Origin of the sequence: Streptomyces sp. NPDC005648, assembly GCF_040605395.1 — a bacterium.
Taxonomy (GTDB): Bacteria; Actinomycetota; Actinomycetes; order Streptomycetales; family Streptomycetaceae; genus Streptomyces.
The window spans coordinates 15,683-38,514 of record NZ_JBEXCS010000008.1; the positions used below are offsets into that span (position 1 = coordinate 15,683).

22 protein-coding genes are annotated in these 22,832 nt (G+C 71.8%); 12 read left to right on the plus strand and 10 right to left on the minus strand.

Going from position 1 to position 22,832, the window contains the following annotated elements:
- Positions 1-81 precede the first annotated feature (81 nt).
- Entirely contained in the window at positions 82-597 is a 516-nt protein-coding gene (locus ABZT17_RS06600) for a hypothetical protein (RefSeq protein WP_356344509.1), read from the minus strand.
- Positions 598-719: 122 nt separating this feature from the next.
- Here ABZT17_RS06600 and ABZT17_RS06605 point away from each other — a divergent pair, with 122 nt between their 5' ends.
- Positions 720-1,064, plus strand: a complete 345-nt coding sequence (locus ABZT17_RS06605) for a cupin domain-containing protein (RefSeq protein ID WP_356344511.1) — start codon at positions 720-722, stop codon at positions 1,062-1,064.
- Here the strand turns inward: ABZT17_RS06605 and ABZT17_RS06610 are convergent.
- A complete protein-coding gene (locus tag ABZT17_RS06610; RefSeq protein WP_356344513.1) occupies positions 1,054-2,058 on the minus strand; it encodes a LacI family DNA-binding transcriptional regulator in 1,005 nt (334 codons plus the stop codon). The genes ABZT17_RS06605 and ABZT17_RS06610 overlap by 11 nt on opposite strands.
- A 132-nt stretch (positions 2,059-2,190) precedes the next feature.
- On the opposite strand from ABZT17_RS06610, the gene ABZT17_RS06615 reads away from it, so the two are divergent.
- On the plus strand, positions 2,191-3,348 hold the full coding sequence (locus ABZT17_RS06615) for a Gfo/Idh/MocA family oxidoreductase (protein ID WP_356344516.1): 1,158 nt from the start codon (positions 2,191-2,193) through the stop codon (positions 3,346-3,348).
- On the opposite strand, the gene ABZT17_RS06620 is transcribed toward ABZT17_RS06615, so the two are convergent.
- Both ABZT17_RS06620 and ABZT17_RS06625 read right to left on the minus strand, forming a co-directional pair.
- Positions 3,332-3,943, minus strand: coding sequence for a poly-gamma-glutamate hydrolase family protein (locus ABZT17_RS06620; protein ID WP_356344518.1), 612 nt, complete (start codon positions 3,941-3,943; stop codon positions 3,332-3,334). The genes ABZT17_RS06615 and ABZT17_RS06620 overlap by 17 nt on opposite strands.
- A 10-nt stretch (positions 3,944-3,953) precedes the next feature.
- Complete coding sequence (locus ABZT17_RS06625; protein ID WP_356344521.1) at positions 3,954-4,985, minus strand: LacI family DNA-binding transcriptional regulator; 1,032 nt, start codon at positions 4,983-4,985, stop codon at positions 3,954-3,956.
- A 107-nt stretch (positions 4,986-5,092) separates the two neighbouring features.
- Between ABZT17_RS06625 and ABZT17_RS06630 the strand changes: the two genes are divergently transcribed.
- From ABZT17_RS06630 to ABZT17_RS06650, 5 genes are all read left to right on the plus strand, one after another.
- Complete coding sequence (locus tag ABZT17_RS06630; protein WP_356344524.1) at positions 5,093-6,256, plus strand: phytanoyl-CoA dioxygenase family protein; 1,164 nt, start codon at positions 5,093-5,095, stop codon at positions 6,254-6,256.
- Positions 6,257-6,273: 17 nt separating this feature from the next.
- Positions 6,274-7,050 carry an SDR family oxidoreductase gene (locus tag ABZT17_RS06635; RefSeq protein WP_356344527.1) on the plus strand — a complete coding sequence of 259 codons (777 nt, stop codon included), beginning with the start codon at positions 6,274-6,276 and terminating at the stop codon, positions 7,048-7,050.
- A gap of 94 nt (positions 7,051-7,144) precedes the next feature.
- Positions 7,145-8,149 carry a Gfo/Idh/MocA family oxidoreductase gene (locus ABZT17_RS06640; protein ID WP_356344529.1) on the plus strand — a complete coding sequence of 335 codons (1,005 nt, stop codon included), beginning with the start codon at positions 7,145-7,147 and terminating at the stop codon, positions 8,147-8,149.
- A 163-nt stretch (positions 8,150-8,312) separates the two neighbouring features.
- A complete protein-coding gene (locus tag ABZT17_RS06645) occupies positions 8,313-9,641 on the plus strand; it encodes an FAD-dependent oxidoreductase (protein ID WP_356344532.1) in 1,329 nt (442 codons plus the stop codon).
- 26 nt (positions 9,642-9,667) lie between these two features.
- Positions 9,668-10,684 (plus strand): Gfo/Idh/MocA family oxidoreductase, encoded by a 1,017-nt coding sequence (locus ABZT17_RS06650; RefSeq protein ID WP_356344534.1) that lies wholly within the window; start codon positions 9,668-9,670, stop codon positions 10,682-10,684.
- On the opposite strand, the gene ABZT17_RS06655 is transcribed toward ABZT17_RS06650, so the two are convergent.
- Entirely contained in the window at positions 10,639-12,405 is a 1,767-nt protein-coding gene (locus ABZT17_RS06655) for a hypothetical protein (RefSeq protein ID WP_356344536.1), read from the minus strand. The two genes, ABZT17_RS06650 and ABZT17_RS06655, sit on opposite strands and share 46 nt — an antisense overlap.
- A gap of 10 nt (positions 12,406-12,415) precedes the next feature.
- Between ABZT17_RS06655 and ABZT17_RS06660 the strand changes: the two genes are divergently transcribed.
- A complete protein-coding gene (locus ABZT17_RS06660) occupies positions 12,416-12,871 on the plus strand; it encodes a GNAT family N-acetyltransferase (protein ID WP_356344539.1) in 456 nt (151 codons plus the stop codon).
- Here the strand turns inward: ABZT17_RS06660 and ABZT17_RS06665 are convergent.
- From ABZT17_RS06665 to ABZT17_RS06685, 5 genes are read right to left on the minus strand one after another with little or no spacing between them, the layout of a single operon-like run.
- Complete coding sequence (locus ABZT17_RS06665; RefSeq protein ID WP_356344542.1) at positions 12,862-13,881, minus strand: Gfo/Idh/MocA family oxidoreductase; 1,020 nt, start codon at positions 13,879-13,881, stop codon at positions 12,862-12,864. The genes ABZT17_RS06660 and ABZT17_RS06665 overlap by 10 nt on opposite strands.
- A gap of 23 nt (positions 13,882-13,904) precedes the next feature.
- Positions 13,905-14,807 carry a sugar phosphate isomerase/epimerase gene (locus tag ABZT17_RS06670; protein ID WP_356344545.1) on the minus strand — a complete coding sequence of 301 codons (903 nt, stop codon included), beginning with the start codon at positions 14,805-14,807 and terminating at the stop codon, positions 13,905-13,907.
- A gap of 1 nt (position 14,808) precedes the next feature.
- Positions 14,809-15,729: an ATP-binding cassette domain-containing protein gene (locus tag ABZT17_RS06675; RefSeq protein ID WP_356344547.1), complete on the minus strand. Its 921-nt coding sequence runs from the start codon at positions 15,727-15,729 to the stop codon at positions 14,809-14,811.
- Between the two features lie 4 nt (positions 15,730-15,733).
- Positions 15,734-16,810: an ABC transporter permease gene (locus ABZT17_RS06680; protein WP_356344551.1), complete on the minus strand. Its 1,077-nt coding sequence runs from the start codon at positions 16,808-16,810 to the stop codon at positions 15,734-15,736.
- Positions 16,810-17,832 carry a sugar ABC transporter substrate-binding protein gene (locus tag ABZT17_RS06685; RefSeq protein WP_356344553.1) on the minus strand — a complete coding sequence of 341 codons (1,023 nt, stop codon included), beginning with the start codon at positions 17,830-17,832 and terminating at the stop codon, positions 16,810-16,812. The genes ABZT17_RS06680 and ABZT17_RS06685 overlap by 1 nt, the downstream gene beginning before the upstream one ends.
- A 302-nt stretch (positions 17,833-18,134) precedes the next feature.
- Between ABZT17_RS06685 and iolC the strand changes: the two genes are divergently transcribed.
- Genes iolC through iolD form a run of 4 tightly spaced genes read left to right on the plus strand, consistent with a single transcriptional unit; the run spans position 18,135 to position 22,816 of the window.
- Positions 18,135-19,112, plus strand: a complete 978-nt coding sequence (iolC, locus tag ABZT17_RS06690; RefSeq protein ID WP_356344555.1) for a 5-dehydro-2-deoxygluconokinase — start codon at positions 18,135-18,137, stop codon at positions 19,110-19,112.
- A 14-nt stretch (positions 19,113-19,126) separates the two neighbouring features.
- A complete protein-coding gene (locus ABZT17_RS06695) occupies positions 19,127-20,005 on the plus strand; it encodes a deoxyribose-phosphate aldolase (protein ID WP_356344558.1) in 879 nt (292 codons plus the stop codon).
- Between the two features lie 28 nt (positions 20,006-20,033).
- Positions 20,034-20,939, plus strand: coding sequence for a 5-deoxy-glucuronate isomerase (iolB, locus tag ABZT17_RS06700; RefSeq protein ID WP_356344560.1), 906 nt, complete (start codon positions 20,034-20,036; stop codon positions 20,937-20,939).
- Positions 20,939-22,816, plus strand: coding sequence for a 3D-(3,5/4)-trihydroxycyclohexane-1,2-dione acylhydrolase (decyclizing) (iolD, locus tag ABZT17_RS06705; protein WP_356344562.1), 1,878 nt, complete (start codon positions 20,939-20,941; stop codon positions 22,814-22,816). The genes iolB and iolD overlap by 1 nt, the downstream gene beginning before the upstream one ends.
- Positions 22,817-22,832: the final 16 nt, after the last annotated feature.

Consider the following 22,832-nt stretch of genomic DNA (forward strand, 5'->3'; position numbering starts at 1 on the left):
CTGCGCGAACCCGGTCGCGGACGGGGTGCCGCCCTGCCGGGCGGGGTGGCAGACCGCCGTCCCCCGAGGACGCGGCCGCCGCTACTTGATGATCGCGTTGGCCACCACCACGACCACGCCGAGCAGCGCGTCCACCGCGCCGGTCAGGGTGGCGAACGGCCAGGAGCGGTGGGACCAGCGGGCCGTGACCACGCCGAGGGCGAACAGCAGGGCGATGTTGAGGACGAACGCCGCGTACTCGACCCCGTTCGCGGCCCACCAGCCCCAGCCCGCCCCGGCGAGCAGCAGCACCGTCGGCAGGGCCGCCGTGACCAGGGGCCACTCCTCGGAGAGGATGCGCACGGCGTCCCAGCGGCGGTGCGGCTCGCGTTCGGCGATGTAGTGCGCGTAGCCGTGGGCGAGGGCCGAGGCCAGCGCGGTCACCAGCAGCCAGAGGGCGTCGTAGCGGCGGCTGGCGCGGGTGGTGTGGCCGTACTGGGTGAGGGCGGCGACCATGGAGCAGGCGAGTACGGCGCCGTAGACACCGCCGAAGAGGACGGACTCGCGGGTGTCGTGCTGTCGCCGTGGCTCGGGGGCGGCCGTGGTGGTCTGCGCCATGCCCTCCACGATCACCCGCCGCCGCCCGGCCCGCCAGTCGCGACGAAGTGTCCTCCCACCAGGGCGGATACCGCACACAGTGTCGGCGGACGGGCCCAAGGAGGGCTCGTTAGGGTCGCCGTATGACCCACAGCTTCGTAGTGAACGTCCCCGACGCCGAGCTCGCGCCCGAGCCCCTCGATCCGGAGCGGATCGTCTCCGGGGCGCCCGAGGTGACCGGGAAGGTCGTGTGGGAGTCCGCGGACGGGAAGCAGCTCCGCGGGATCTGGCAGATCACCCCGGGCGTGGTCACCGACACCGAGGCGGACGAGCTGTTCGTGGTGATCAGCGGGTCGGCCACGATCGAGGTCGAGGGCGGGCCGACACTGACGGTGGGTCCCGGCGACATGGCGGTGCTCCGCGAGGGCGACCGCACGACCTGGACCGTGCACGAGACGCTCCGGAAGGCGTACGCCATCAGTCTGTGACGAGCGGGGACGTGGTTCCCCTGATCTCCAGCTGGGGTGTCACCAGGCTCAGCCGGCCCTCTCCCCCGGGCCTCTCGAAGCGGTCCAGGAGACACCGGGCGGCGCGGCGGCCGACCTCGTGGCCGGCGCCGTCGACCGTGGTGAGCCAGACGTGCCGCAGCCGGGAGATGCTGGTGTTGTCGTAGCCGACCAGGGACAGGTCGTGCGGGACCCGCAGGCCCAGCTCCTCGGCGGCCGAGAGCGCGCCCACCGAGGCGATGTCGTTGACGGCGAAGACGGCGGTGGGCCGGTCCGGGCGGCTGAGCAGCCGGACGGTGGTGCGGTAGCCGCCCTCCTCCGTCATGTCGCTGGGCTCGACCGACGCCCGGTCGGCGAGGCCGTGGGCGCGCATCGTCGCCTCGAAGCTCCGCCGGCGCAGCTCACCGACGGCGCCGTACCCCGCGATGTGCGCGATGCGCCGGTGACCGAGGCCGATCAGGTGCTCGGTGACCAGCCGCGCGCCCCGCTCGTCGTCGCCCGCCACGACGTCCACGCCGCCCGGGGCGGGTTCGCGGGCACCCGCGACCACGACGGGGACGCGGGCGGCCGCCGCGCCCAGGGCCGCCGGGTCGGGCAGGGTGCCGACGACGACCAGACCGTCCACCCGCAGGTCGAGGAGCGGGTCGGCGGGGTCCTGGCCGGTGCGGCGGTTGAGGCGGGCATCGGCCAGCAGCATCCGCAGGCCGTTGTCGTGCAGGAGTGAGTTGAGGCCGTCGAGCAGGTCCACGAACCAGGGGTTGCGCAGGTCGTTCAGGAGCACGCCGACGGTGCGGGTGCGCTGTTCGCTGAGGCTGCGCGCGGCGGCGTTGGGCCGGTAGCCCAGCTCCCGCACCGCCCGCAGCACCGCCTCCCGCTTCTCGGGCCGCACCTGCTCGGAGCCGCGCAGCACGAGCGAGACCAGCGACTTGGAGACCCCGGCCAGCTCGGCCACGTCGCGGATCGTCGGCGGTTTCATGTCGTGGACCGTTCCATGCACTGGTGTGGCTTGTCAAAGGGCCGGATGAGGGTCGGTGAGGGTTGACAACAGCCAAAGCTCCCCCTCAGTGTGACCTGGACAGATTATGGACCGGTCCAAAGAGGTGCTGTCATGGTGGATTCGCTCGGTGTCGCCGTCGTCGGGTTCGGCTGGATGGGCCGGGTGCACACCCAGGCGTACGCCCGCGTGCTGCACCACTATCCGCGGCTGGGCCTGCGCCCCGAGCTGGTCGTGGTCGCCGAGGAGGTACCCGGTCGGGCGGAGGAGGCCGCGGCGCAGTTCGGCTTCGCCTCGACGACCCGGGACTGGCGGGACGTGGTGAAGGACCCGCGTGTCCAGGCCGTCTCCATCACCGCCCCGAACTTCCTGCACCGCGAGATCGGCGTGGCGATGGCGGAGGCCGGCAAGCACATCTGGATCGAGAAGCCGGTCGGCCTCGGCGTGGCGGACGCCCGGGCGGTGGCCGACGCGGTCGCGGGGGCGGGCGTGCAGGGCGCGGTCGGTTTCAACTACCGCAACGCGCCCGCCGTCGAGGCCGCCCGCTCCCTGATCCGCGGCGGCGAGATCGGCACGGTCACCCATGTCCGGGTCCGTCTCTTCAGCGACTACGCCGCCCATCCCGAGGGTGCGCTGACCTGGCGGTACGAGAAGGAGCGCGGTGGCAGCGGGGTCCTGGGCGACCTCGCCTCGCACGGGGCCGACCTCGCCCGCCATCTGCTCGGCGACATCGAGTCGCTGACCGCCGACACCGCCGTCTTCATCCCGCGGCGGGCCCGCCCGACCGGCGCCACCGCGGGCCACACCCGCGCCACGGGCGGCGAGCTGGGCCCGGTGGAGAACGAGGACTACGTCAGCTGTCTGCTGCGCTTCGCCTCCGGTGCCCGCGGTGTCCTGGAGGCGTGCCGGGTCTCGGTCGGCGAGCAGAACAACTACGGCTTCGAGGTGCACGGCACCAAGGGCGCGGTGTTCTGGGACTTCCGCCGGATGAACGAGCTGGGCGTCAGCCGCGGCACCACCTATCAGGACCAGCCCGTCAGCACGGTCTACGTCGGCCCGGGCGACGGCGAGTTCGGCGCGTTCCAGCCGGGCGCGGCCAACGCCATGGGCATGGACGACCTGAAGGTGATCGAGGCCCACCGCTTCCTGCGCTCGATCGCGGAGGGCCGATCGCACGGGGCCACGCTCCCGGACGCCGTGCACAGTGCCGCCGCGCTGGAGGCGATGGCGAGCTCGGCGGAGAGCGGCTCCTGGGTCAGCGTCCGGTCATAGCGGCCAGCGCCTCCACGCCCTTGGCCAGGGCGTCGACGACGGACCGGGGCGGATCGTCCGGGAGGCCGGGTGCCCACCGTGTCCGCCGGGTCCTGGCGGTGAGCGGGAGTTCCAGCTGGACGCCCCCGCCGCGGGTCAGGTTCACCGGGTTCCTGGGGTGCAGCCCGCGCAGCGACACCGGGATCTCGTCGAGGTCCGTGACCGCCTCGAACTCCGGCCGCAGGACGTCGAGTTCGGCGGCGACGAGGTGTGCCGCCCGGCGGTTGCCGCCGCCGAGGAAGACCGAGCTCGGTGCCGTGGGCCGCATATGGCCGTGCAGGGAGACCACCACCGTCACCTGCGTCAGGAACTCCCGCAGCAGCGCGCAGTGTTCCACCGCCATGCGCGGCGAGGGGATGTGCACCGGTCGCACCACTCCCGGCTGGGTGAAGACCAGGCTGGTGGCGTCGCACGACTCGCCCACCGACCGGGCGAGTTCGGCGGTGCCGCCCTCGTTGCTGCCGTGCAGCGCGAGGAGTCCGGCGGCGCCGCCCGGGGTCAGGGTGGCCAGCAGTCGTACGCCCTCGATCTCGACCTCTTCGGTCCTCGTCGTCACTGCCTTCCTCTCAACTCGTCGCCTGCGGCGGCATGTTGTAGGGGGTGACCACCTGGATCGCGGACGGCAGCGTGGGCCCCGCGGGCGGCAGGGCGCCGTGGGCGCGCATCACGTTGTGGCAGGCCTCGCGCATGTCCTGGCGCAGGTCGTGGTGGAGCACGGCGGAGAGCCGGTGCTCGCGCAGCAGACGGGTGTTGTCGTGGTCGAGGTCGTGCGCCACGAACACCGCGCACTCGCGGCCGAGGTCGGCGAAGGCCCGCAGGGTGGCGATGTTGCCGCCGCCGATGGAGTAGACGGCGCGGATGTCCCGGTCGCGTTCGAGAGCGGCGCGGACGAGGTCGTACTGGGTGGCGTCCAGGCCCTGGCCCTCGGCGATCTCGACCAGCGTGCGGTCGGGGTGGTGGGTGCGCATGGCGCTGCGGAAGCCCATCTCGCGCTCCTCCTCGTTGCGGAAGAAACCGCTGCTGAGGCTGGTGAGCACATTGCCGGGGCGGTCGCCCAGCCACTGGCCCGTCAGATAGGCGGCGGTCGCTCCGGCGGCGCGGTTGTCGATGCCGACGTAGGCGAGCCGGGCGGTGGCCGGCAGGTCGGTGACCAGGGTGACCACGGGGATGCCGGCGTCGGCGAGGCGGGCGACGGCGTCGGTGATCTCGGGGACGTCCGGGGCCTTGAGGATGACCCCCTGGGAGCCGCGCCGGGCGATCCGGTCCAGGATCCGGGTCAGCTCCGCGACCGGGCCGGTCTCGCGGAAGTGGAAGCGGGAGCGGACCACGGCCGGGTGCAGGGACGGCAGCTCGGCCTCCAGGGCGGCACGGACGGCCGTGGAGAACCGCTCGGGCGTCTGCATCACTATGTCGATCATGAAGGTGCGGCCGAGCAGCCGCACCTGGGTGCGCTGGCGGTCGAGATCGGCTATGGCCTGCTCGACCTCCCGCGCGGTGCTCTCGCGGACACCGCCCCTGCCGTTCAGGACCCGGTCCACGGTGGCCTCGCTCAACCCGGCCTGACGGGCGATCTCCCGGATCGGGAACGGGTGACCCATTCGATGGCTCCTTGAGGGGTTTTTGATGGCCGCGTGCCGGTTGTTCGACGGGTTTGCACTGACAAGAATGGCAGCGCTGAGTCGCCCCTGTCACCGAGAGGACCTCGATGTCCTTCACCGCCGTGCAACACCGTGTCTGGCTGTCCGAGCAGGACTGCGACCTCGACTCGTTCCGCGCGCTCGTCGAGCGGACGGCCGACCTCTCCGACTACCCCCACGCCCTGGCGGTGGAGCGGAACGTCCTGGTGTACGACGCCGAGCGGGTCCTTGCCGCACGGCGCCGGGAGGTCCAGGAGGAGCTGGTCAGAGCCCTCACCGAGGGGCCGGGTGTGGTGGTGTTCCGGGGCGCGTTCCCCGATCACGCGGTCGTCGACCGGGCCACCGAGGTGTTCGACTCGCTGATCCGCGAGCAGTACGCGGCGGGCACGACGGCCGGCGACCACTTCGCCAAGCCGGGCGCCAACGAGCGGGTGTGGAACGCGCTGGAGAAGGCGGCCCTCTACGACCCCGCGGCCTTCGCCGACTACTACGCCAACCCCGTCCTCGCCCTGGTCTGCGAGGCCTGGCTGGGCCCTGGCTACCAGGTGACGTCCCAGGTCAACGTGGTCAACCCGGGCGGCCTCGCGCAGACCGCGCACCGCGACTACCACCTGGGCTTCCTCTCGGACGAGGCCGCCTCGGCCTATCCGGCGCACGTCCACCGCCTGTCCCCCGTGCTCACCCTGCAGGGCGCCGTCGCGCACTGCGACATGCCGGTGGAGTCGGGGCCGACGCTGTACCTGCCGTTCTCGCAGTCGTACGAGCCGGGCTATCTGGCATGGCGGCGGCCGGAGTTCCAGGCGTACTTCAAGGAGCACCACGTCCAGCTGCCGCTGGCCAAGGGGGACGCCGCGTTCTTCAACCCGGCGCTGTTCCACGCGGCCGGCACCAACCGCACCCCGGACGTGCGGCGCATGGCCAACCTGCTCCAGGTGTCCTCGGCCTTCGGGCGCGCGATGGAGACCGTGGACCGGGAGGCCGTGGCCAACGCCGTCTACCCGGTGCTGCTGCGCCGCAAGGCGGAGGGGGCCGCGCCGGAGTGGCTGGAGAACGTGATCGCCGCGAGCGCCGAGGGCTATCCCTTCCCCACCAACCTCGACAGCGACCCGCCCGTCGACGGTCTGGCCCCGCCCTCGCAGGCGGACCTCGTACGGGAGGCGCTCGCCGAGAGCCGGCCCGCGCGGATCCTGCGGGACCAACTGCGCGTGGCCGGTGAACGGCGCGCGAGCTGAAAGGGCGACGGAGATCCATGGGACTGCTCGACGACAAGGTCGTCCTCGTCAACGGCGGCAGCCAGGGCGTGGGCGCCGCGATCGCGCGGGCGGCCGTCCGGGAGGGGGCGGTCGTGGCCGTCACCGGCCGGCGGCCGGAGCCCGGCGAGGCACTGGTGGGCGAGCTGTCCGCGGCCGGCGGCAAGGCGATGTTCATCCGGGCCGACCTCTCGGACGCCCGGCAGGCGACGCACGCGGTGGGCGACGTGGTCGCCGCGTACGGGCGGGTGGACTGCCTGGTCAACTCGGCGGGGCTGACCTCCCGGGGCACGCTGCTCGACACCACGCCCGAACTGTTCGACCAGCACATCGCCATCAACCTCAAGGCGCCGTTCTTCGCGATGCAGGCCGCCGTCGCGGACATGGTGGGCCGCGGGGCCCCCGGCACGATCGTCAACATCATCACCAGCTCGGCGCACGGCGGACAGCCCTTCCTGGCCCCGTACGTCGCCGCCAAGGCGGGCCTGATCGGCCTGACCCGCAACGCCGCCCACGCCCACCGCTGGGACCGGGTCCGCATCAACGGCCTGAACATCGGCTGGACGGCGACCGAGGGCGAGGACGCCACGCAGAGGACCTTCCACGACGCGGGGGACGACTGGCGCGAGGAGGCCGCGGCCAGGCTGCCGATGGGCAAGCTGGGCCAGCCGGACGAGATCGCCGACTTCGTGGTCTTCCTGCTCTCGGACCGGTCGGGCGTGGTGACCGGATCGGTGATCGACTGGGACCAGAACGTCCTCGGCGGACTCGACTGACACGCCCCTCCCCATCCCCCAGAAATCCCCTCCCCGCTCCCCCTCCCCTCTCCCTCTCCGCTCACCCGTACCACCTTCAAGGAGCTGCACCCCCATGCGTATCGGAATCCTCGGCCTCGGCCGTATCGGCGCCTTCCACGCCGAGACCCTGTCCGGGCTCGACGTGGTCGAGTCCCTGGTCCTCACCGACCCCTTCGCGGACGCCGCCAAGAGTGCCGCGGAGCGGTTCGGCGGCGAGGTCGTGGACTCGCCCGAAGCCCTGCTGGCCGCCGGCGTGGACGGCATCGTCGTCGCGGCCGCGACGGACGCCCACCCCGGGCTGATCCTGGCCGGCGTGGAGGCCGGCATCCCCGTCTTCTGCGAGAAGCCGGTCGCCCGGACGATGGCCGAGGGCGTCCAGGTCCTCAAGGCGGTCGAGGGCAGCGACGTGCCGATCCAGATCGGCTACAACCGCCGTTTCGACACCGGTTTCGTGAACGCCCGCGCCGCCGTGCGGAGCGGTGAGCTGGGCAAGCTGCACACCGTGCGGTCGACCACGCTGGACCCGGCGCCCCCGCCGGCCGCGTACATCGCCGCGTCGGGCGGTATCTTCCGCGACTGCTCCGTCCACGACTTCGACATCATCCGCTGGGTGACCGGCCGCGAGGTCGTCGAGGTGTACGCCGTCGGCGGCAACCGCGGCGCCGAGTACATCAAGGAGGCCGGTGACGCCGACACCACCGGCGCGATCCTCACCCTGGACGACGGCACCATCGCGGTGGTCTCCAACTCCCGCCACAACGCCCGGGGTTACGACGTCCGTATGGAGATCCACGGCTTCCAGGACTCCATCGCGGTGGGCCTGGAGGACAAGCTCCCGCTGCGCTCGGTCGAGCCCGGCGTGACCTTCCCCGCGGGCACCCCGCACGACTTCTTCATGGACCGCTTCACCGCGGCCTACCGCGCCGAACTCACCGCGTTCACCGAGGTCGTCGCCGGCACCCGCCCCTCCCCCTGCACGGTCGCCGACGCGCTGGAGGCCGGCTGGATCGCCGACGCCTGCACGCTGTCGCTGCACGAGCACCGCCCGGTGACCATCGCCGAGGTCCGCACCGTCTGACCGGCGGTCCACCGCTGCCGTGTTCCGGGCGCCGGACGGCCTCCGCGCCCGGAACACGAGTGTGCGAACCATCACGTCACTCCCGTCGGTCCACCCCGGGGAGATCTCTTCGTACGACGATGAGATCGCGCCAGACCCGAACAACCGACCGAGGAGCGACCTCATGGCCGTAGACCATCCGTCCGGGATCGACGAAATCCCCGAACCTTCCTCCAGCCGACGGGAGTTACTCCCCCGGACCGTCGTCGTCATCGGCGCCGGGCCGAGCGGTCTGGCCGCCGCCCGCGAGCTGGAGCGTGCCGGGCACCGGGTCACCGTCCTGGAGGAACAGGACGCCGTGGCCGGGAAGTGCCGGAGCGTGGACGTCGACGGCCGGGCCTACGACCTGGGCGGACACATCTGCACCAACCAGTACGTGCGGACGGCGGAGTTGGTGACCGAGCTGGACGTGGAGACCGAGCGGACGAGCCGTTACCGCGTCATCGACGCGGCGGGCGCCACCGCGAGCCGCCAGGCCATGGCGTTCCTGCGTGACACGGAGGCGTTCGGCCGCTACCGGGCGCTGCGCGAACGGGAGTTCCCGCGTATCGCCGAGCCCGGCCTCGCGCACTCGGCGCGGGCGCTGTCCGCTCCCGTCGGACGGTGGCTCGCCGACCACGGGCTCGAGTCGATGGCGGACTCCTTCGGCACCGGCTGGACGGCGGCCGGATACGGGCATCTCGACGACGGCGTCCCGGCGCTCTACTTCGTCAAGTACGCCGAGATGACGGGCCTGTTGACCCCCGGGTCCGGACTGCTGGGCCACGAGGGCGCGTTCACGGTCGTGGGCGGGTTCGGGGCACTGTGGGGCCGGGTCGCCGACGAGCTGAAGGACGTGCGGTGCGCGGTCCGGGTGACGTCGGTGGAGCGGCGGCCGGACGGGGTGCGGGTGCACACGGACTCCGGGCCGGTGGAGGCGGACGACCTGGTGCTGGCGGTGCCGCTGGACCGTGTCCTGGCGGTCCTGGACGCCACCGAGGAGGAGCGCGACCTGGCCGCCCGGATCCGCACCCACGCGTACCACACCACCCTCGCCACCGCGCCCGGCCTCCCGGCGGACGCCTTCTACTTCCTCGCCGCGCACACCGCGAGCCGCGCGTCGAGGGGCCACTGCGTCTCGTACCACCACCGCTACCCGGACACCGAGGTGCGGACCTTCTACTCCTACGGCCGCCCCGAGGACGTGAGCACCCTCCTGGCCGATGACGTCGCGGGGCTCGGCGGTCGCCTGGCGGAGGTGCATCTGGAGCGCGCGTGGGCGTTCATGCCGCACTTCGCCGGCGCGGACCTCGCCGCCGGGGCGCTGGAGCGGCTGGACGCGCTGCAGGGCCACAACCACACCTACCATGTCGGCGGCCTGCCCGCCTTCGAGCTGATCGAGTGCGCGGTCGCCCACGCGCAGGACCTGGCCCGCCGACACTTCCCGACGCCGGGCGGCACACTGACCTCGTAGTGACGGATCAAGGAGGAACGGAAGTCATGAGCGAACCGGTCCGGGAGCCTTTGCGCATCGGAGTACTGGGAGCAGCACGGATCACACAGGCCGCCCTCGTCGACCCGGCCCGGACGACCGGGCACCGCATCGTCGCGGTGGCCGCCCGCGACCGGTCCCGCGCCGAGGCGTTCGCCGCCGAGCACGGTGTGGAGCGGGTGGTGGACTCCTACGCGGCGCTGCTCGCCGATCCCGAGGTCGAGGCCGTGTACAACCCCCTCGCCAACGGCCTGCACGGGCCGTGGAACCTCGCGGCCCTCGCGGCCGGCAAGCACGTCCTGTCGGAGAAGCCGTCGGCGAGCAACGCCGAGGAGGCGACCGAGGTCCGGGAGGCCGCGGCCAAGTCCGGCACGGTCTTCATGGAGGCTTTCCACTACCTGTTCCACCCGGTCACCCGACGCCTGCACGAGCTGCTGGAGAGCGGTGAACTGGGCGAGCTGCGGCGGGTGGAGACACTGGTCGCCATCGAGGCACCGGAGGACACCGACCCGCGCTGGTCCCTGCCGCTCGCCGGCGGCGCGGTGATGGACCTGGGCTGCTACAGCCTGCACGCGGTGCGGATGCTGGCCCCCTGGGCGGGCGGCGCCCCTCGGCTCGTCTCGGCGCGGGGCGGCGAGCGTGCCACCTCTCCCGGCGTGGACGAATGGCTGGACGCCGAGCTTGAGTTCCCCGGCGGGGCCACCGGATCGGCCCGTTGCCACATGGATCACGACCGGCTGGAGATGAGCTGCCGGATCGTGGGCAGCCGGGGCGAGGCGTACGCCCCGAACTTCGTCCTCCCGCAGATGGACGACCGGGTCGTCGTCCGCACGGCCGACGGCGAGCGCACCGAGCACCTCGGCACCCGGTCGTCGTACACCTACCAGCTGGAGGCGTTCGCGGCACGGGTGCGGGAGGGCGCGCCGGTGCCGCTGGACCCGGACGACGCGCTGGCGACGATGACGTTGATCGACGAGAGCTACCGGGCGGCGGGCTTCGAACCGCGCCCGCGCACCCGCCTGTAGACGAACGTCGGGTACGGCTGCCCGGTCGCCCGCTCCCACGCCCGAGTGACATCGCTCCCGAACTCCGCCCGGATCTCGTGGAACGTCGTGACACAGCGGGCGTGGACGTCCGGGGCGTCGGACCGCCACGTGAGGGCGAGGAAGGAGCGCAGGGCCTCGACGGCTTCGGCGGTGCGGCCGGCGTCGAGACCGGCGTAGGCAGCCGCTCGGTGGGTGGTGGCCAACCGGGCGTGGGTGAGGGCGAGTTCGGCGGTGTGGTCACCGCCGTCCGTCAGCAGTTCGCGCAGGGCGGCCTCGGCCTCCTCGTAGCAGGCCACGGCCTCGGCGTAGGCGCCGGTGCGGCGGAGGGCCTGGCCGAGGACGCGGAGCCTGCGGGCGGTGTCCGGCTGGTGCGTCGCCCAGTCCGCCTCGGCCAGCCGTCTGGTGAGCGCCACCGCCTCGCGCGCCGACGGCACCGCCGACTCCATGTTCCCGTCGTCCTGTTGACGGATACTCAGGTTGGCCAGCAGACGGGCGAGCAGCGGCTCATGGCGCGCGGGGTCGCGTTCCGCCGCGCGCCGGGCCACGGTCACGGCGCGCTCCGACTCGGTCATGGCCGCCCGGTGGTCGCCGGTCTGCCCCAGGCAACGGGCGATGTCGTCCAGGGTCTCCGCGAGCGAGGCGTCGTCGTGGTGGCGGGCGTGGAGATCCACCAGCTCGCGCAGGGCGGTCAACTCGTCTTCGTGCGCCTTGAGTTCGTCGAGCACCGTGGCCAGGCCCTCCAGGGCGACGGTCAGCGGCCACTCGCCCGACGCCGGATGCCGCTCGGTCAGCCGGTGGGCCTGCGCGACCGCCTCCTCGGCGGTGTCCCGCGCCCGCGTCCGCCTGCCCGTCGCGCTCTCGCAGGCGGCCAGATCCGTCAGGAGCGACACCCTGAGCGTCAGGATGATCTCGGGCATGAACCACCCCATCGAGTCGTACGCCGCCTCGCGGGCCTCCGGGCCGACCGCGAGTGCCTCCTCGTACCGGCCGAGAGCCCGCAGTCCGCCGACCAGTTCGACGAAGACACGAGGCCGGACCAGCTGGACATGCGCCGACTCCCGCAGGGACATGGGCCGCAGGAGCGCGGCGCACTCCTCGTACACGGTGACGGACTCCGCCGTGCGCCCCAGCCTGGCGAGCACCAGACCATGGGTGCGCAGCGCACCCGGCAGGTTGCCCAGTACCCGGTCGCGGCGCGCCGGAGCGGGAGCGCGGCGATACGCCTCGACTGCCTCCCGAACCGCTTCCAGGGCCTCCTCGTAGCGGCCGAGGCCCATGAGTGCCTGTGCCCGCACATGGTGGGCGTACGCGGACTGCGCGACCGACGGACGCGCACCCGGCACCGCGTGCGCGGTGTCCAGCGCCGCGCACGCCTCCGCGTTCCGCCCCGCCAGTACCAGCGCGGAAGCCCGCAGCGCCAGCGCTCGGCACAGCCGGTCGGGGTCCGACGACTGCCGGTACAGGGAGACGAGTTCCTCCGTCACCGCCAGCCGGTGTGCGGTCGTCGGTGGCCGCAGCGCCACCCAGCGTGGCAGCACGGTCCACGACAGCGCCGCTCCCAGCACCGGCCGCCCCACCCCCGGCACCAGCCGGGCCAGCGCACGCGGCACCGGAAGCGTCATCCGCACGAGCCCCATCCGCGCCCCCTCGCCGTCACTGAAAGGACGGCCGGGGACGCCCGGCAGTTGCACGGCTGACATGATCGACGGCATGGCCGCCCACATCGCCCCCGCCGAACTCACCGACATCCAGCAGGTCCTGGCCGACCAGTCCCGCTACTGGGGCGACCGGGACATGCGCGCCCTCCATCTCCTGCCGCTGGTGCACGAGTTCGGGCGGACCTGTCTGGTCGCTCGGGCCGAGGACGGCGTCCTGGGCTATCTCATCGGCTTCGTCACACCCGACGGCACGGGGTACGTGCATCTCGTCGCGGTGCGGGACGACGTACGTGGCACCGGGCTGGGGCGGGAGTTGTACGGCGCCTTCGTCGAGGCGGCGCGGGGTCAGGGCGCGGTGCGGCTGAAGGCGATCACCTCCGTCGGCAACGAGGGGTCCATCGCCTTCCACCGCGGCCTCGGCTTCGACGCCCGGGTGCGGGAGGAGTACAACGGCCCGGGACAGCCGCCGCGCGTGGTGTTCACCCGGGCGCTGGACCCTCAGTCGTAGAGCGCGGGCCGTTCCACGAGTTCGACCTCCGTCCGGCCGCCCTCCTCCAGCGCCTTCACCCCCGCCTCGCACACCGCGGCCACCGCGTAGCCGTCCCACACGCTCGGGCCGACGACCTCGCCCCGGCGGGTGGCGTCGACCCAGGCCTGGACCTCGCGGTCGTAGGCGTCGGCGAAGCGCTCGATGTAGTCCTGGGTGATGGTGCCGCCCCAGCGGCCGGCCATGTTGGTGACCATGGCGTGGCCGTCGCCGATGCGGGCGGTGCCGCGCTCGCAGACGACCTCGGCCTGAACCTGGTAGCCGAAGCCGCAGTTGACGAAGATCTCCACGTCGACGATCGCGCCGCCGTCGGTCTCGAAGACCACGAACTGCGGGTCCTGTATCCCGTCGGGCGCGTTCGCCGACGGCGTCGGCCGCAGTACCGTCACGGCGGTGATCTCGTGGCCGAGCAGCCAGCGGGTCACGTCCATCTCGTGCACGACGGAGTCGTTGATCAGCATCTCGCTGCGCCAGCCGGGCGGTGAGGCGGCGTTGCGGTGCCGGTTGTGGACCATGAGGGGTCTGCCCAACTGGCCCGTCTCCAGCAGGGACTTGAGCTTCAGGTACTCGGCGTCGTAGCGCCGCATGAACCCGACCTGGACCCGGCGCCTGCCGAGCCGCCGCTCGGCCTCCAGGACGCGCAGCGCCGAGGCCGCGTCCGGGGTGAGCGGCTTCTCGCAGAGCACGGGCAGATCACGCGCGAACGCCGCCATGAGGGCCGCCTCGTGAGCGGGCCCCGGGGAGGCGATCAGCACGGCGTCGACATCGGCCGCCGCCATCGCGGCGGCCGGGTCGGTGTGGGCGGTGCAGCCGTCGACGCGGGCCGCCACGGCCTTGGCTCGTTCCGCGTCGACGTCCACGACGGCGGTCACCCTGGCCCCGCTGACGACCTCCTGGATTCGGCGGACATGGTCGGCCCCCATCTTTCCGGTGCCGACGACGGCGACTTTCAGCGTTCCCGGCTGAGCCATGGTCGTTCGTCCCCTTCGGATGGTCAGGCGCCGCAGGACCTCAGGAACTTCCGGGTACGCACCGCGATGGGCAGCGGCTTGTCCGGCTCGCAGGGGTACATGTCCTGCTCGACGATCGCGAACAGTTCGACGCCGAGCTTCTGCGCCGCCTCCAGCACCGGCCCCAGCTCCGGCACGCCGGACGGGGGTTCGCACATCACTCCGCGGGCCACGGCGGGGCCGAACGGCGTCTCGTCGCTCACCACGTCCGCGAGGATCTCCGGGTCCACCTGCTTGAGGTGCAGATAGCCGATGCGCTCGCCGTACGTCTCGATCAGCTTGACGCTGTCGCCGCCGCAGTAGGCGTAGTGCCCGGTGTCCAGGCAGAGGTTGACCAGTTCGGAGTCGGTCGAGTCGAGGAAGCGCTCGACATGGTCCTCGGTGTCGATGTGGGTGTCCGCGTGCGGGTGCACCACGATGTCCAGGCCGTACGCCTCCCGCACCTCGTGCCCGAGCCGCTCCATGCCCTTGGTGAGGTGCGCCCACTGCTCGTGGGTCAGCTCCGGCGGCTCCAGGATCTCGGCGGTCTTGTCGTCCCGCCAGAACGACGGGATGACCACCAGGTGCCGCGCGCCCATCGCCTGGGTGAGCGCGGCGACCTGGCTGACGTGCTCCCAGGTGGACTCCCAGACGGAGGGCCCGCGGTGCAGGCCCGTGAAGACCGTGCCCGCGGAGACCTTCAGGTCGCGCCTGGCGATCTCGTCCGTGAGCCGGGCCGGGTCGGTCGGCAGATAGCCGTACGGACCCAGCTCGATCCATGAGTAGCCGGCCTCGGCGACCTCGTCCAGGAAGCGTTCCCATGGCACCTGCCGGGGGTCGTCCGGGAACCAGACGCCCCAGGAGTCGGGAGCCGAACCGACCCGGATGCGGTCGAGGGCGCCCGCCATCTCAGGACTTCCCTTCGGGCGCTGGTGCTCCGGCCACCGGTGCGGTGAGGTCTTCGGCTTCGGGGAGTTCTTCGACGTCGACGCCGCGGACCTGGGAGAGTTCGTGTTTGAGGGCGGCGAGTTCGGCGCCGCCGGCCATGTGGTTGGTCAGCTCTTCGAGGCTGACCTCGCTGCGGTCGGCGGACAGTTCCATGGTGCCCAGGCGCAGGACGCTGAAGTGGTCGCCGACCATGTAGGCGTGGTGCGGGTTGTGGGTGATGAAGATGACGCCGAGGCCGCGGTCGCGGGCGGCGGCGATGTACTTGAGGACCACGCCGGACTGCTTGACGCCGAGGGCGGCGGTGGGCTCGTCCAGGATGAGGACCCGGGCGCCGAAGTAGACGGCGCGGGCGATGGCGACGCACTGGCGCTGACCGCCGGAGAGCGTGCCGATGGGCTGTTCCAGGTTGTCCAGGACGATGCCCATGTTGCGCAGTTCCTGGTCCGCGGTCTCCTTCATCCTGGCGATGTCGAGGCGGCGCACGGGCCAGGGGCCCTTGGTCATCTCGGAGCCGAGGAAGAAGTTGCGCCACACCGGCATCAGGGGGACGGTGGCGAGGTCCTGGTAGACGGTGGCGATGCCCTTGTCGAGGGCGTCGCGCGGGGTGGAGAAGCGCACGGCCTGGCCGTCGACGAGGAAGTCGCCCTCGGTGTGCTGGTGCAGCCCGGAGACGATCTTGATGAGGGTGGACTTGCCTGCGCCGTTGTCGCCGAGGACACAGGTGACCTTGCCCGGATGCACGGACAGGCTCACGCCGTGCAGGGCGCGGATGTTGCCGTAGGACTTGCCCGCGTTGCGCAGCTCGACGATCGGGCTGTCCTCGCCCTGGGGCGGGGTGTCCTGGAGGATGGCTCCGTGGGATGTGGACTCGTTCTTCGTCATCGGGTCACCTCCTGGTCGCCGACTGGCGGACCCACAGATTGATCAGGACGGCGCCGAGCAGCATCACGCCCAGGAAGGCCTTGAACCAGTCCGGGTTCCAGCCGGCGAACACGATGCCCTGGTTGACCATGCCGAACATGAACGCGCCGAAGACCGGGCCGATCGCCGAACCGTAGCCACCGGTCAGCAGACACCCGCCGATGACGGCCGCCGCGATGTAGATGAGCTCCTGGCCCACGCCCTCGCCCGACTGCACGGTGTTGAAGGTGAACAGCTGGTGCATACCGACGAACCAGGCGCCCACCCCGACCAGCATGAACAGCGAGATCTTGGTGAACGTCACCGGGACGCCGACCGCGCGCGCCGACTCCTTGTTGCCGCCGACCGCGAAGATCCAGTTGCCGTAGCGGGTGCGCAGCAGCACCCAGGTCGCCAGCGCCGCGAACACCAGCCAGTAGAACACCGTGATCTTCACCTGCACGCCGCCGATGTCGAAGGACGACGCGAAGATCTTCCGGGCCTGGTCGAACCCGTCCATGTTGCTGATGTCGTCGGTCGCCACGTTCGTGGTCACCAGCTTGGTGACCGCCAGGTTGACGCCCTGAAGGATCAGGAACGTGCCCAGGGTGACCAGGAAGCTCGGCAGACCCGTCTTCACGACCATCCAGCCGTTGAAGAACCCGACCGCCAGCGACACGACCAGCGCCGCGATCACACCCACCCACACGTTCAGGGTCAGCTGGTAGCTGAGCATGCTCGCGGTCAGCGCGGAGGTGATCACCGCGACACCGGACGAGAGGTCGAACTCGCCACCGATCATCAGCAGGGCGACCGGCAGCGCCATGATGCCGATCGTGGACGACTGGTACAGGATCGTGGCCATCGAGCCGCCGTCCCGTACCGGAGGGGCGGCGATCAGGAAGAAGACGTAGACCGCGGCGGCGCCGAGGAACACGCCCACCTCGGGCCGGGCCAACAGCCGAAGGGCCAGGGGCCGTTCGGAGGTGCGCCCGTCGGTCTCCTTGGGGCCGGGGGCCGGCGGTGTCGCCACCGCCGGCTCGGCATGCTGGGTCATGCTCATCACCGCGTTCCGTTGGCGGCGTACTTGGCGATCTGGTCGACGTTGGACTTGTCGACGAAGGCCGGCCCGGTGAGCACGGGCTGCTCGCCACCGCCGCTGTAGTTGCCGTTGTTCTTGTAGAGCCACAGCGAGTCGACCGCCAGGTAGCCCTGGAGGTACGGCTGCTGGTCGACCGCGAACTGGATCGTGCCCTTGCTGATCGCGGACGTCATGTCCTTGTTCAGGTCGAAGGTGGCGATCTTCGCCTTGCTGCCGGCGTCCGAGACCGACTGCACCGCGGTGAGCGCGTAGGAGGCGCCGAGGGCGGTGACGTAGTCGATGGAGGAGTCCTGCTTCAGCTTGGCGGTGATCGTCGACTTCACCGACGGCATGTCGGTGCCGTTGACGTAGAGGACGTCGGTCTTGCCGGAGAAGGTCTTCTTCACACCGTCGCAGCGCTGGGTCAGGCCGACGTTCCCCTGCTCCTGGATGACACAGACGGTGTGCTTGGCGCCGAGGTCGTTCAGCTTCTTGCCGAAGGCCTCGCCTGCCACCGACTCGTCCTGGCCGAAGAACTCCATCAGGCCGAGCTTCTTCCAGTCGCTCAGACCGGAGTTGAGACCCACGACGGGTATGTTCGCCGACTTCGCCTTCGCGACGACGTCCTTCATGGCGTCCGGCTTGGCCAGGGTCACGGCGATGCCGTCGACCTTCTGGTCGATCGCGTTCTGCACCAGGTTGGCCTGGTTGCCCGCGTTCGGGTCGGCCGAGTAGACGAGCTTGATGTTGTCCTTGGCGGCGGCGGCCTCGGCACCCTTGCGGACGATGTCCCAGAAGGTGTCACCGGGCGCCTGGTGGGTGACCAGCGCGACGGTCATCCGGGGTGTGGTGGCCTTGCCGGCGGAGGCGTTGGCGCCCGAGGACTCCTCGGACTTCTTGCCCCCGGAACTGCTGGAGCAGCCGGCGAGCGTCAGGGCGGCTGCCGCAGCGACCGCGACGACAGGAACGAGTCTGCGGGAGCGGCGCTGAGAAGAACGGTCCATCTTTCCTGGCACCTCACTGTGCTTCACGGGGGAAAGGGAAAGGGAGAGGGGATCTACGAAGATCCAGGGCCCGGGATCTTGGCATGTCCGGGTCGTTCACGGCAAACGCGGCGGTCGACCTGGGACGGGATCAAACCCCTGGCGGAGTCCGCTGTCAATACTTTGTTAAGACATCATTTCACACTCAGGTCCGAATGTAAGTACAAACTATTGACAGCATCGGCAGTGGAGGCCTACACCTGGGAGGCGGCAGACCCACGGGGACCCGCATCCCGAGCAGCCCAGTCCGAGGAGCATCGCGCATGGCCGAGTCAGCCCCGCCCTTCGACTTGATCACCATGGGCCGCATCGGAGTCGACCTCTATCCGCTCCAGTCGGGTGTCTCCCTGGCCCAGGTGGAGACCTTCGGCAAGTTCCTCGGCGGTTCGGCCGCCAACGTGGCGGTGGCCGCCGCCCGCCTGGGCCGGAACACGGCGGTGATCACCCGCACCGGGGACGACCCCTTCGGCGCCTATCTGCACGAGGCGCTCAAGGAGTTCGGCGTCGACGACCGCTGGGTCACGCCCGTCCTGGCGTATCCGACCCCGGTGACCTTCTGCGAGATCTTTCCTCCCGATGACTTCCCGCTGTACTTCTACCGGCAGCCTAAGGCCCCTGACCTGGAGATACACTCCGAGGAGCTGGACTACTTCGCCATCCGGGCGACCCGGGTCCTCTGGATCACCGGCACCGGCCTGAGCGAGGAGCCGAGCCGCTCCGCCACGCTCGCCGCCCTCAAGGCCCGCGACAGGGCCGGCACCACCGTCTTCGACCTCGACTGGCGTCCCGAGCTTTGGAGTGACTCAGCCTGGAGAGATCCCGCGGAGGCGCGCCCGTACTACGCGGAGGCCCTGCGCCACGCCACGGTCGCGGTCGGCAACCTCGACGAGTGCGAGGTCGCCACCGGCGTCCGCGAGCCACGGGCCTGCGCCGAGGCCCTCTTGGAGGCGGGCGTGGAGCTGGCGGTGGTCAAGCAGGGCCCCAAGGGCGTGCTGGCCGTGCACCGCGACGGCACCAGCGCCGAGGTCCCGCCGGTGCCGGTCGAGGTGGCCAACGGCCTGGGCGCGGGCGACGCCTTCGGCGGCTCCCTGGTGCACGGGCTGCTTTCCGGCTGGGATTTGGCCGAAACCATGCGGTACGCCAACGCCGCCGGCGCCCTCGTCGCCTCCCGACTCGCCTGTTCCTCCGCGATGCCCACCGGGGCCGAGGTCGACGACCTCCTCGCGCGGGCCACGCCCTGAAACGGAGCTTCCCCTTGTCCCTGAGCATCCCCGACCTCGTCTCGGTCCGTGCCCGGCACCCCGAGGCCGTCGCCGAGGCCGCGGCCCGGCGCGCCCGGCGCCCGCTGCTGGGCGCGAGCGGCCGTCTGATGATCGTCGCCGCCGACCATCCGGCCCGTGGGGCGCTCGGTGTCGGCGACCGGGCGCTGGCCATGGCCGACCGGGCCGACCTGCTGGAGCGCCTGTGCGTCGCGCTCGCACGGCCCGGAGTGGACGGGGTGCTCGCCACCGCGGACATCCTGGAGGACCTGCTGCTGCTCGGGGCGCTGGAGAACAAGGTCGTCATGGGCTCGATGAACCGCGGCGGCCTGGCCGGCGCCGTCTTCGAGCTGGACGACCGCTTCACCGGCCACCGCGCCCAGGACCTCGCGCGGCTGCGCTTCGACGCGGCCAAGACGCTCACCCGGATCGACTACGACGACCCGGGCTCGCTGACCACCCTGGAATCCACCGCCCGCGCCATCGACGACTGCGCGGCGCACGGGCTGCCGATCTTCGTCGAGCCGTTCATCTCTACCCGCGTCGACGGCAGGGTCCGCAACGATCTCTCCGCCGAGGCGGTCACCAGGTCGATCGCCATCGCCGCGGGCCTGGGCGGCACCTCCGCCTACACCTGGCTGAAGCTGCCGGTCACCGAGAACCCGGACGACATGGGCGAGGTACTGGAGACCTCCACCCTGCCGGCCGTGCTGCTGGGCGGCGAGATCGGCGACGACCAGGAGGGTGCCTACGAGCGCTGGCGCAAGGCCCTGCGCCTGCCCACCGTCCTCGGCATGGTGGTCGGCCGCTCGCTGCTCTACCCGGCCGAGGGCAGTGTGGAGACCGCGGTGGACACGGCTGTCGGGCTGCTGTGACGTGTCTGTCGTGACAAGGAGGAGCCCCATGACCCACCACCTGCCCGCGGGGAAGGCCCTCGGCGGCCCCTACGTCGTGGACGTGACACCCGAGAAGGCCGGCTGGGGCTACTCCAGCCTGCGCGTCCTGGAGCTGCCGCCGGGCGGCACACACACCTTCGACACCGGCGAGAGCGAGTGGATCGTGCTGTCGCTGGGCGGCGCCTGCACGGTCTCCGCCGCCGACGACTTCGGCCACGACACCTTCCGGCTCACCGGCCGCGAGAGCGTGTTCACCGGCGTCAGCGACTTCGTCTACGTGCCGCGTGACGCCCGTACGACGGTGTCGTCCCCCGGCGGCGGACGGTTCGCGCTCACCGGCGCGCGCTGCGCCCGGCGGCTGCCCGCCCGCTACGGACCGGCCTCCTCGGTCCCGGTCGAGCTGCGCGGCACCGGGAGCTGCTCCCGCCAGGTCAACAACTTCGGCGCGGCGCCCGGCGCCGGAGGCCAGGGTTTCGAGTGCGACAAGCTCATCGCGGTCGAGGTGATCACGCCGGGCGGCAACTGGTCGTCGTTCCCGCCGCACAAGCACGACGAGCACCGCCCCGGCGAGGAGTCCGTCCTCGAGGAGATCTACTACTTCGAGTTCGCCGACCACGACGGCATCCCCGGCCTCGGCTACCAGCGGGTCTCCCCCTCGGGGCCCGGCCGCCACACCGATGTGCTGGCCGAAGTCCGCGGCGGGGACGTCGTACTGATCCCCGACGGCTGGCACGGGCCGTCCATGGCCGTGCCCGGCCACCACATGTACTACCTCAACGTCATGGCCGGCCCCGAGCCCGAGCGTGCCTGGCTGATCTGCGACCACCCCGATCACGCCTGGGTCCGCGACAGTTGGCCCGACCAACCGGTCGACCCCCGCCTCCCCCTCTACACGGCCCCGGAGAAGTCCTGATGAGCACGCCCACCCGCCGACTTACCGTCGCCCAGGCCCTGGTGCGGTTCCTGTCCGTCCAGTACACCGAGCGCGACGGCGTACGCCACCGGCTGATCGCCGGCACCTGGGGCATCTTCGGCCATGGCAACGTCGCCGGGATCGGCCAGGCCCTCCTGGAGGCGGGCGAGGCCACCATGCCGTACCACCAGGGCCGCAACGAGCAGTCCATGGTGCACGCGGCCGTCGGATACGCCCGCCAGCTCAACCGCCTCTCCGCGCAGGCGGTGACGACGTCCATCGGCCCCGGCGCCACCAACCTGGTCACCGGCGCCGCCCTCGCCACCATCAACCGCCTCCCGGTCCTGCTGCTGCCCGGCGACTACTTCGCCTCGCACGCCCCGGACCCGCTGCTGCAGCAGCTGGAGCACCCGACCGAGGCGGACGTGTCGGTGAACGACACCCTGCGCCCGGTGTCGAGGTACTTCGACCGCGTCACCCGCCCCGAGGCCCTGATCCCCACCGCGCTCAACGCCATGCGCGTGCTCGCCGACCCGGCCGAGACCGGCGCGGTCACCCTCGCCCTCCCCCAGGACGTCCAGGCCGAGGCCCACGACTGGCCGGAGGAGTTCTTCGCCGAGCGCGTGTGGCACGTACGGCGGCCCGCTCCCGACCCCTACGAGCTGGCGGAGGCGGTGGCGGCGATCCGGTCCGCCGGGCGCCCGCTGATCGTGGCGGGCGGCGGCGTCCACCACAGCGAGGCCGAGGAGGCGCTGAAGGCGCTGGTGGACGCCACCGGCATCCCGGTCGCCTCGACCCAGGCGGGCAAGGGCTCGCTGCGCCACGACCACCCCGCGGATCTCGGCGGCATCGGCCACACCGGCACCGCGGTCAGCGACGACATCGCGCGCACGGCCGACCTGGTGATCGGCGTGGGCACCCGTTACTCGGACTTCACGACCGCCTCCGGGACCCTCTTCCAGAACCCGGCCGTGCGCTTCGTCAACCTCAACATCACGGCGTTCGACGCCCACAAGCTGGCGGCGCGCGCGCTGGTGTGCGACGCGCGGGCCGGGCTCACGGCGTTGACACGGGAGCTGGCCGGGTTCCGGGTGGACCCGTCGCACGAGGCCGCCTACCGCGCCGGCAGGGAACGCTGGGAGCAGGTGGTCGAGTCCGCGTACACGGCCGCCGACGAGAACGCCGTCCCCACCCAGACCCAGGTCCTCGGCGCCCTGGACGCGGTCGTCGGCGACGACGACGTGGTGATCAACGCGGCCGGTTCGCTCCCGGGCGACCTGCACAAGCTCTGGCGCGCCCGCAGCCCCCGCCAGTACCACCTGGAGTACGGCTACTCCTGCATGGGCTACGAGATCCCGGCCGGGATCGGTGTCCAGCAGGCGGCCCCCGGCACCCCGGTCTGGTCCCTGGTCGGCGACGGCACGTATCTGATGATGCCGACGGAGATCGTCACCGCCGTCCAGGAGGGCCTGCCGGTCAACCTGGTCCTCATCCAGAACCACGGCTACGCCTCCATCGGCGGCCTGTCCGAGACGGTCGGCGGCGAGCGCTTCGGCACGGCCTACCGCTACCGGGCCGCCGACGGAACCTTCTCCGGCGCCCCGCTCCCGGTCGACCTGGCCGCCAACGCGGCCAGCCTCGGCATGGACGTCCTGCGCGCGAAGACCGTCCGCGAACTGCGCGAGGCGCTCGCCACGGCCCGCGCCTCCGACCGCCCGACCTGCGTCTACGTCGAGACCGACACCGCCGGCCCGGCCGCTCCCCCGGCCGAGGCCTGGTGGGACGTGCCGGTCGCGGAGACCGCCTCCCGCGAGGCGGCCGTACAGGCCCGTGCGGAGTACGAACGCCAGGTCGCCGACCGCCGCCACCACCTCTGACCTTCCCCGCCGCCCC

Excerpts from the sequence above, each read along its gene's own strand:
- ABZT17_RS06635 (WP_356344527.1), top strand. The coding sequence starts at position 6,274 with ATGGGACTGCTCGACGACAAGGTCGTCCTCGTCAACGGCGGCAGCCAG.
- ABZT17_RS06685 (WP_356344553.1), bottom strand. The coding sequence starts at position 17,832 with ATGGACCGTTCTTCTCAGCGCCGCTCCCGCAGACTCGTTCCTGTCGTC.
- ABZT17_RS06615 (WP_356344516.1), top strand. The coding sequence starts at position 2,191 with ATGGTGGATTCGCTCGGTGTCGCCGTCGTCGGGTTCGGCTGGATGGGC.
- iolC (WP_356344555.1), top strand. The coding sequence starts at position 18,135 with ATGGCCGAGTCAGCCCCGCCCTTCGACTTGATCACCATGGGCCGCATC.
- ABZT17_RS06650 (WP_356344534.1), top strand. The coding sequence starts at position 9,668 with ATGAGCGAACCGGTCCGGGAGCCTTTGCGCATCGGAGTACTGGGAGCA.
- ABZT17_RS06605 (WP_356344511.1), top strand. The coding sequence starts at position 720 with ATGACCCACAGCTTCGTAGTGAACGTCCCCGACGCCGAGCTCGCGCCC.
- ABZT17_RS06600 (WP_356344509.1), bottom strand. The coding sequence starts at position 597 with ATGGCGCAGACCACCACGGCCGCCCCCGAGCCACGGCGACAGCACGAC.
- iolB (WP_356344560.1), top strand. The coding sequence starts at position 20,034 with ATGACCCACCACCTGCCCGCGGGGAAGGCCCTCGGCGGCCCCTACGTC.
- ABZT17_RS06675 (WP_356344547.1), bottom strand. The coding sequence starts at position 15,729 with ATGACGAAGAACGAGTCCACATCCCACGGAGCCATCCTCCAGGACACC.
- ABZT17_RS06645 (WP_356344532.1), top strand. The coding sequence starts at position 8,313 with ATGGCCGTAGACCATCCGTCCGGGATCGACGAAATCCCCGAACCTTCC.
- ABZT17_RS06630 (WP_356344524.1), top strand. The coding sequence starts at position 5,093 with ATGTCCTTCACCGCCGTGCAACACCGTGTCTGGCTGTCCGAGCAGGAC.
- ABZT17_RS06655 (WP_356344536.1), bottom strand. The coding sequence starts at position 12,405 with ATGTCAGCCGTGCAACTGCCGGGCGTCCCCGGCCGTCCTTTCAGTGAC.
- ABZT17_RS06680 (WP_356344551.1), bottom strand. The coding sequence starts at position 16,810 with ATGAGCATGACCCAGCATGCCGAGCCGGCGGTGGCGACACCGCCGGCC.
- ABZT17_RS06665 (WP_356344542.1), bottom strand. The coding sequence starts at position 13,881 with ATGGCTCAGCCGGGAACGCTGAAAGTCGCCGTCGTCGGCACCGGAAAG.
- ABZT17_RS06660 (WP_356344539.1), top strand. The coding sequence starts at position 12,416 with ATGGCCGCCCACATCGCCCCCGCCGAACTCACCGACATCCAGCAGGTC.
- ABZT17_RS06625 (WP_356344521.1), bottom strand. The coding sequence starts at position 4,985 with ATGGGTCACCCGTTCCCGATCCGGGAGATCGCCCGTCAGGCCGGGTTG.
- ABZT17_RS06640 (WP_356344529.1), top strand. The coding sequence starts at position 7,145 with ATGCGTATCGGAATCCTCGGCCTCGGCCGTATCGGCGCCTTCCACGCC.
- ABZT17_RS06670 (WP_356344545.1), bottom strand. The coding sequence starts at position 14,807 with ATGGCGGGCGCCCTCGACCGCATCCGGGTCGGTTCGGCTCCCGACTCC.
- iolD (WP_356344562.1), top strand. The coding sequence starts at position 20,939 with ATGAGCACGCCCACCCGCCGACTTACCGTCGCCCAGGCCCTGGTGCGG.
- ABZT17_RS06610 (WP_356344513.1), bottom strand. The coding sequence starts at position 2,058 with ATGAAACCGCCGACGATCCGCGACGTGGCCGAGCTGGCCGGGGTCTCC.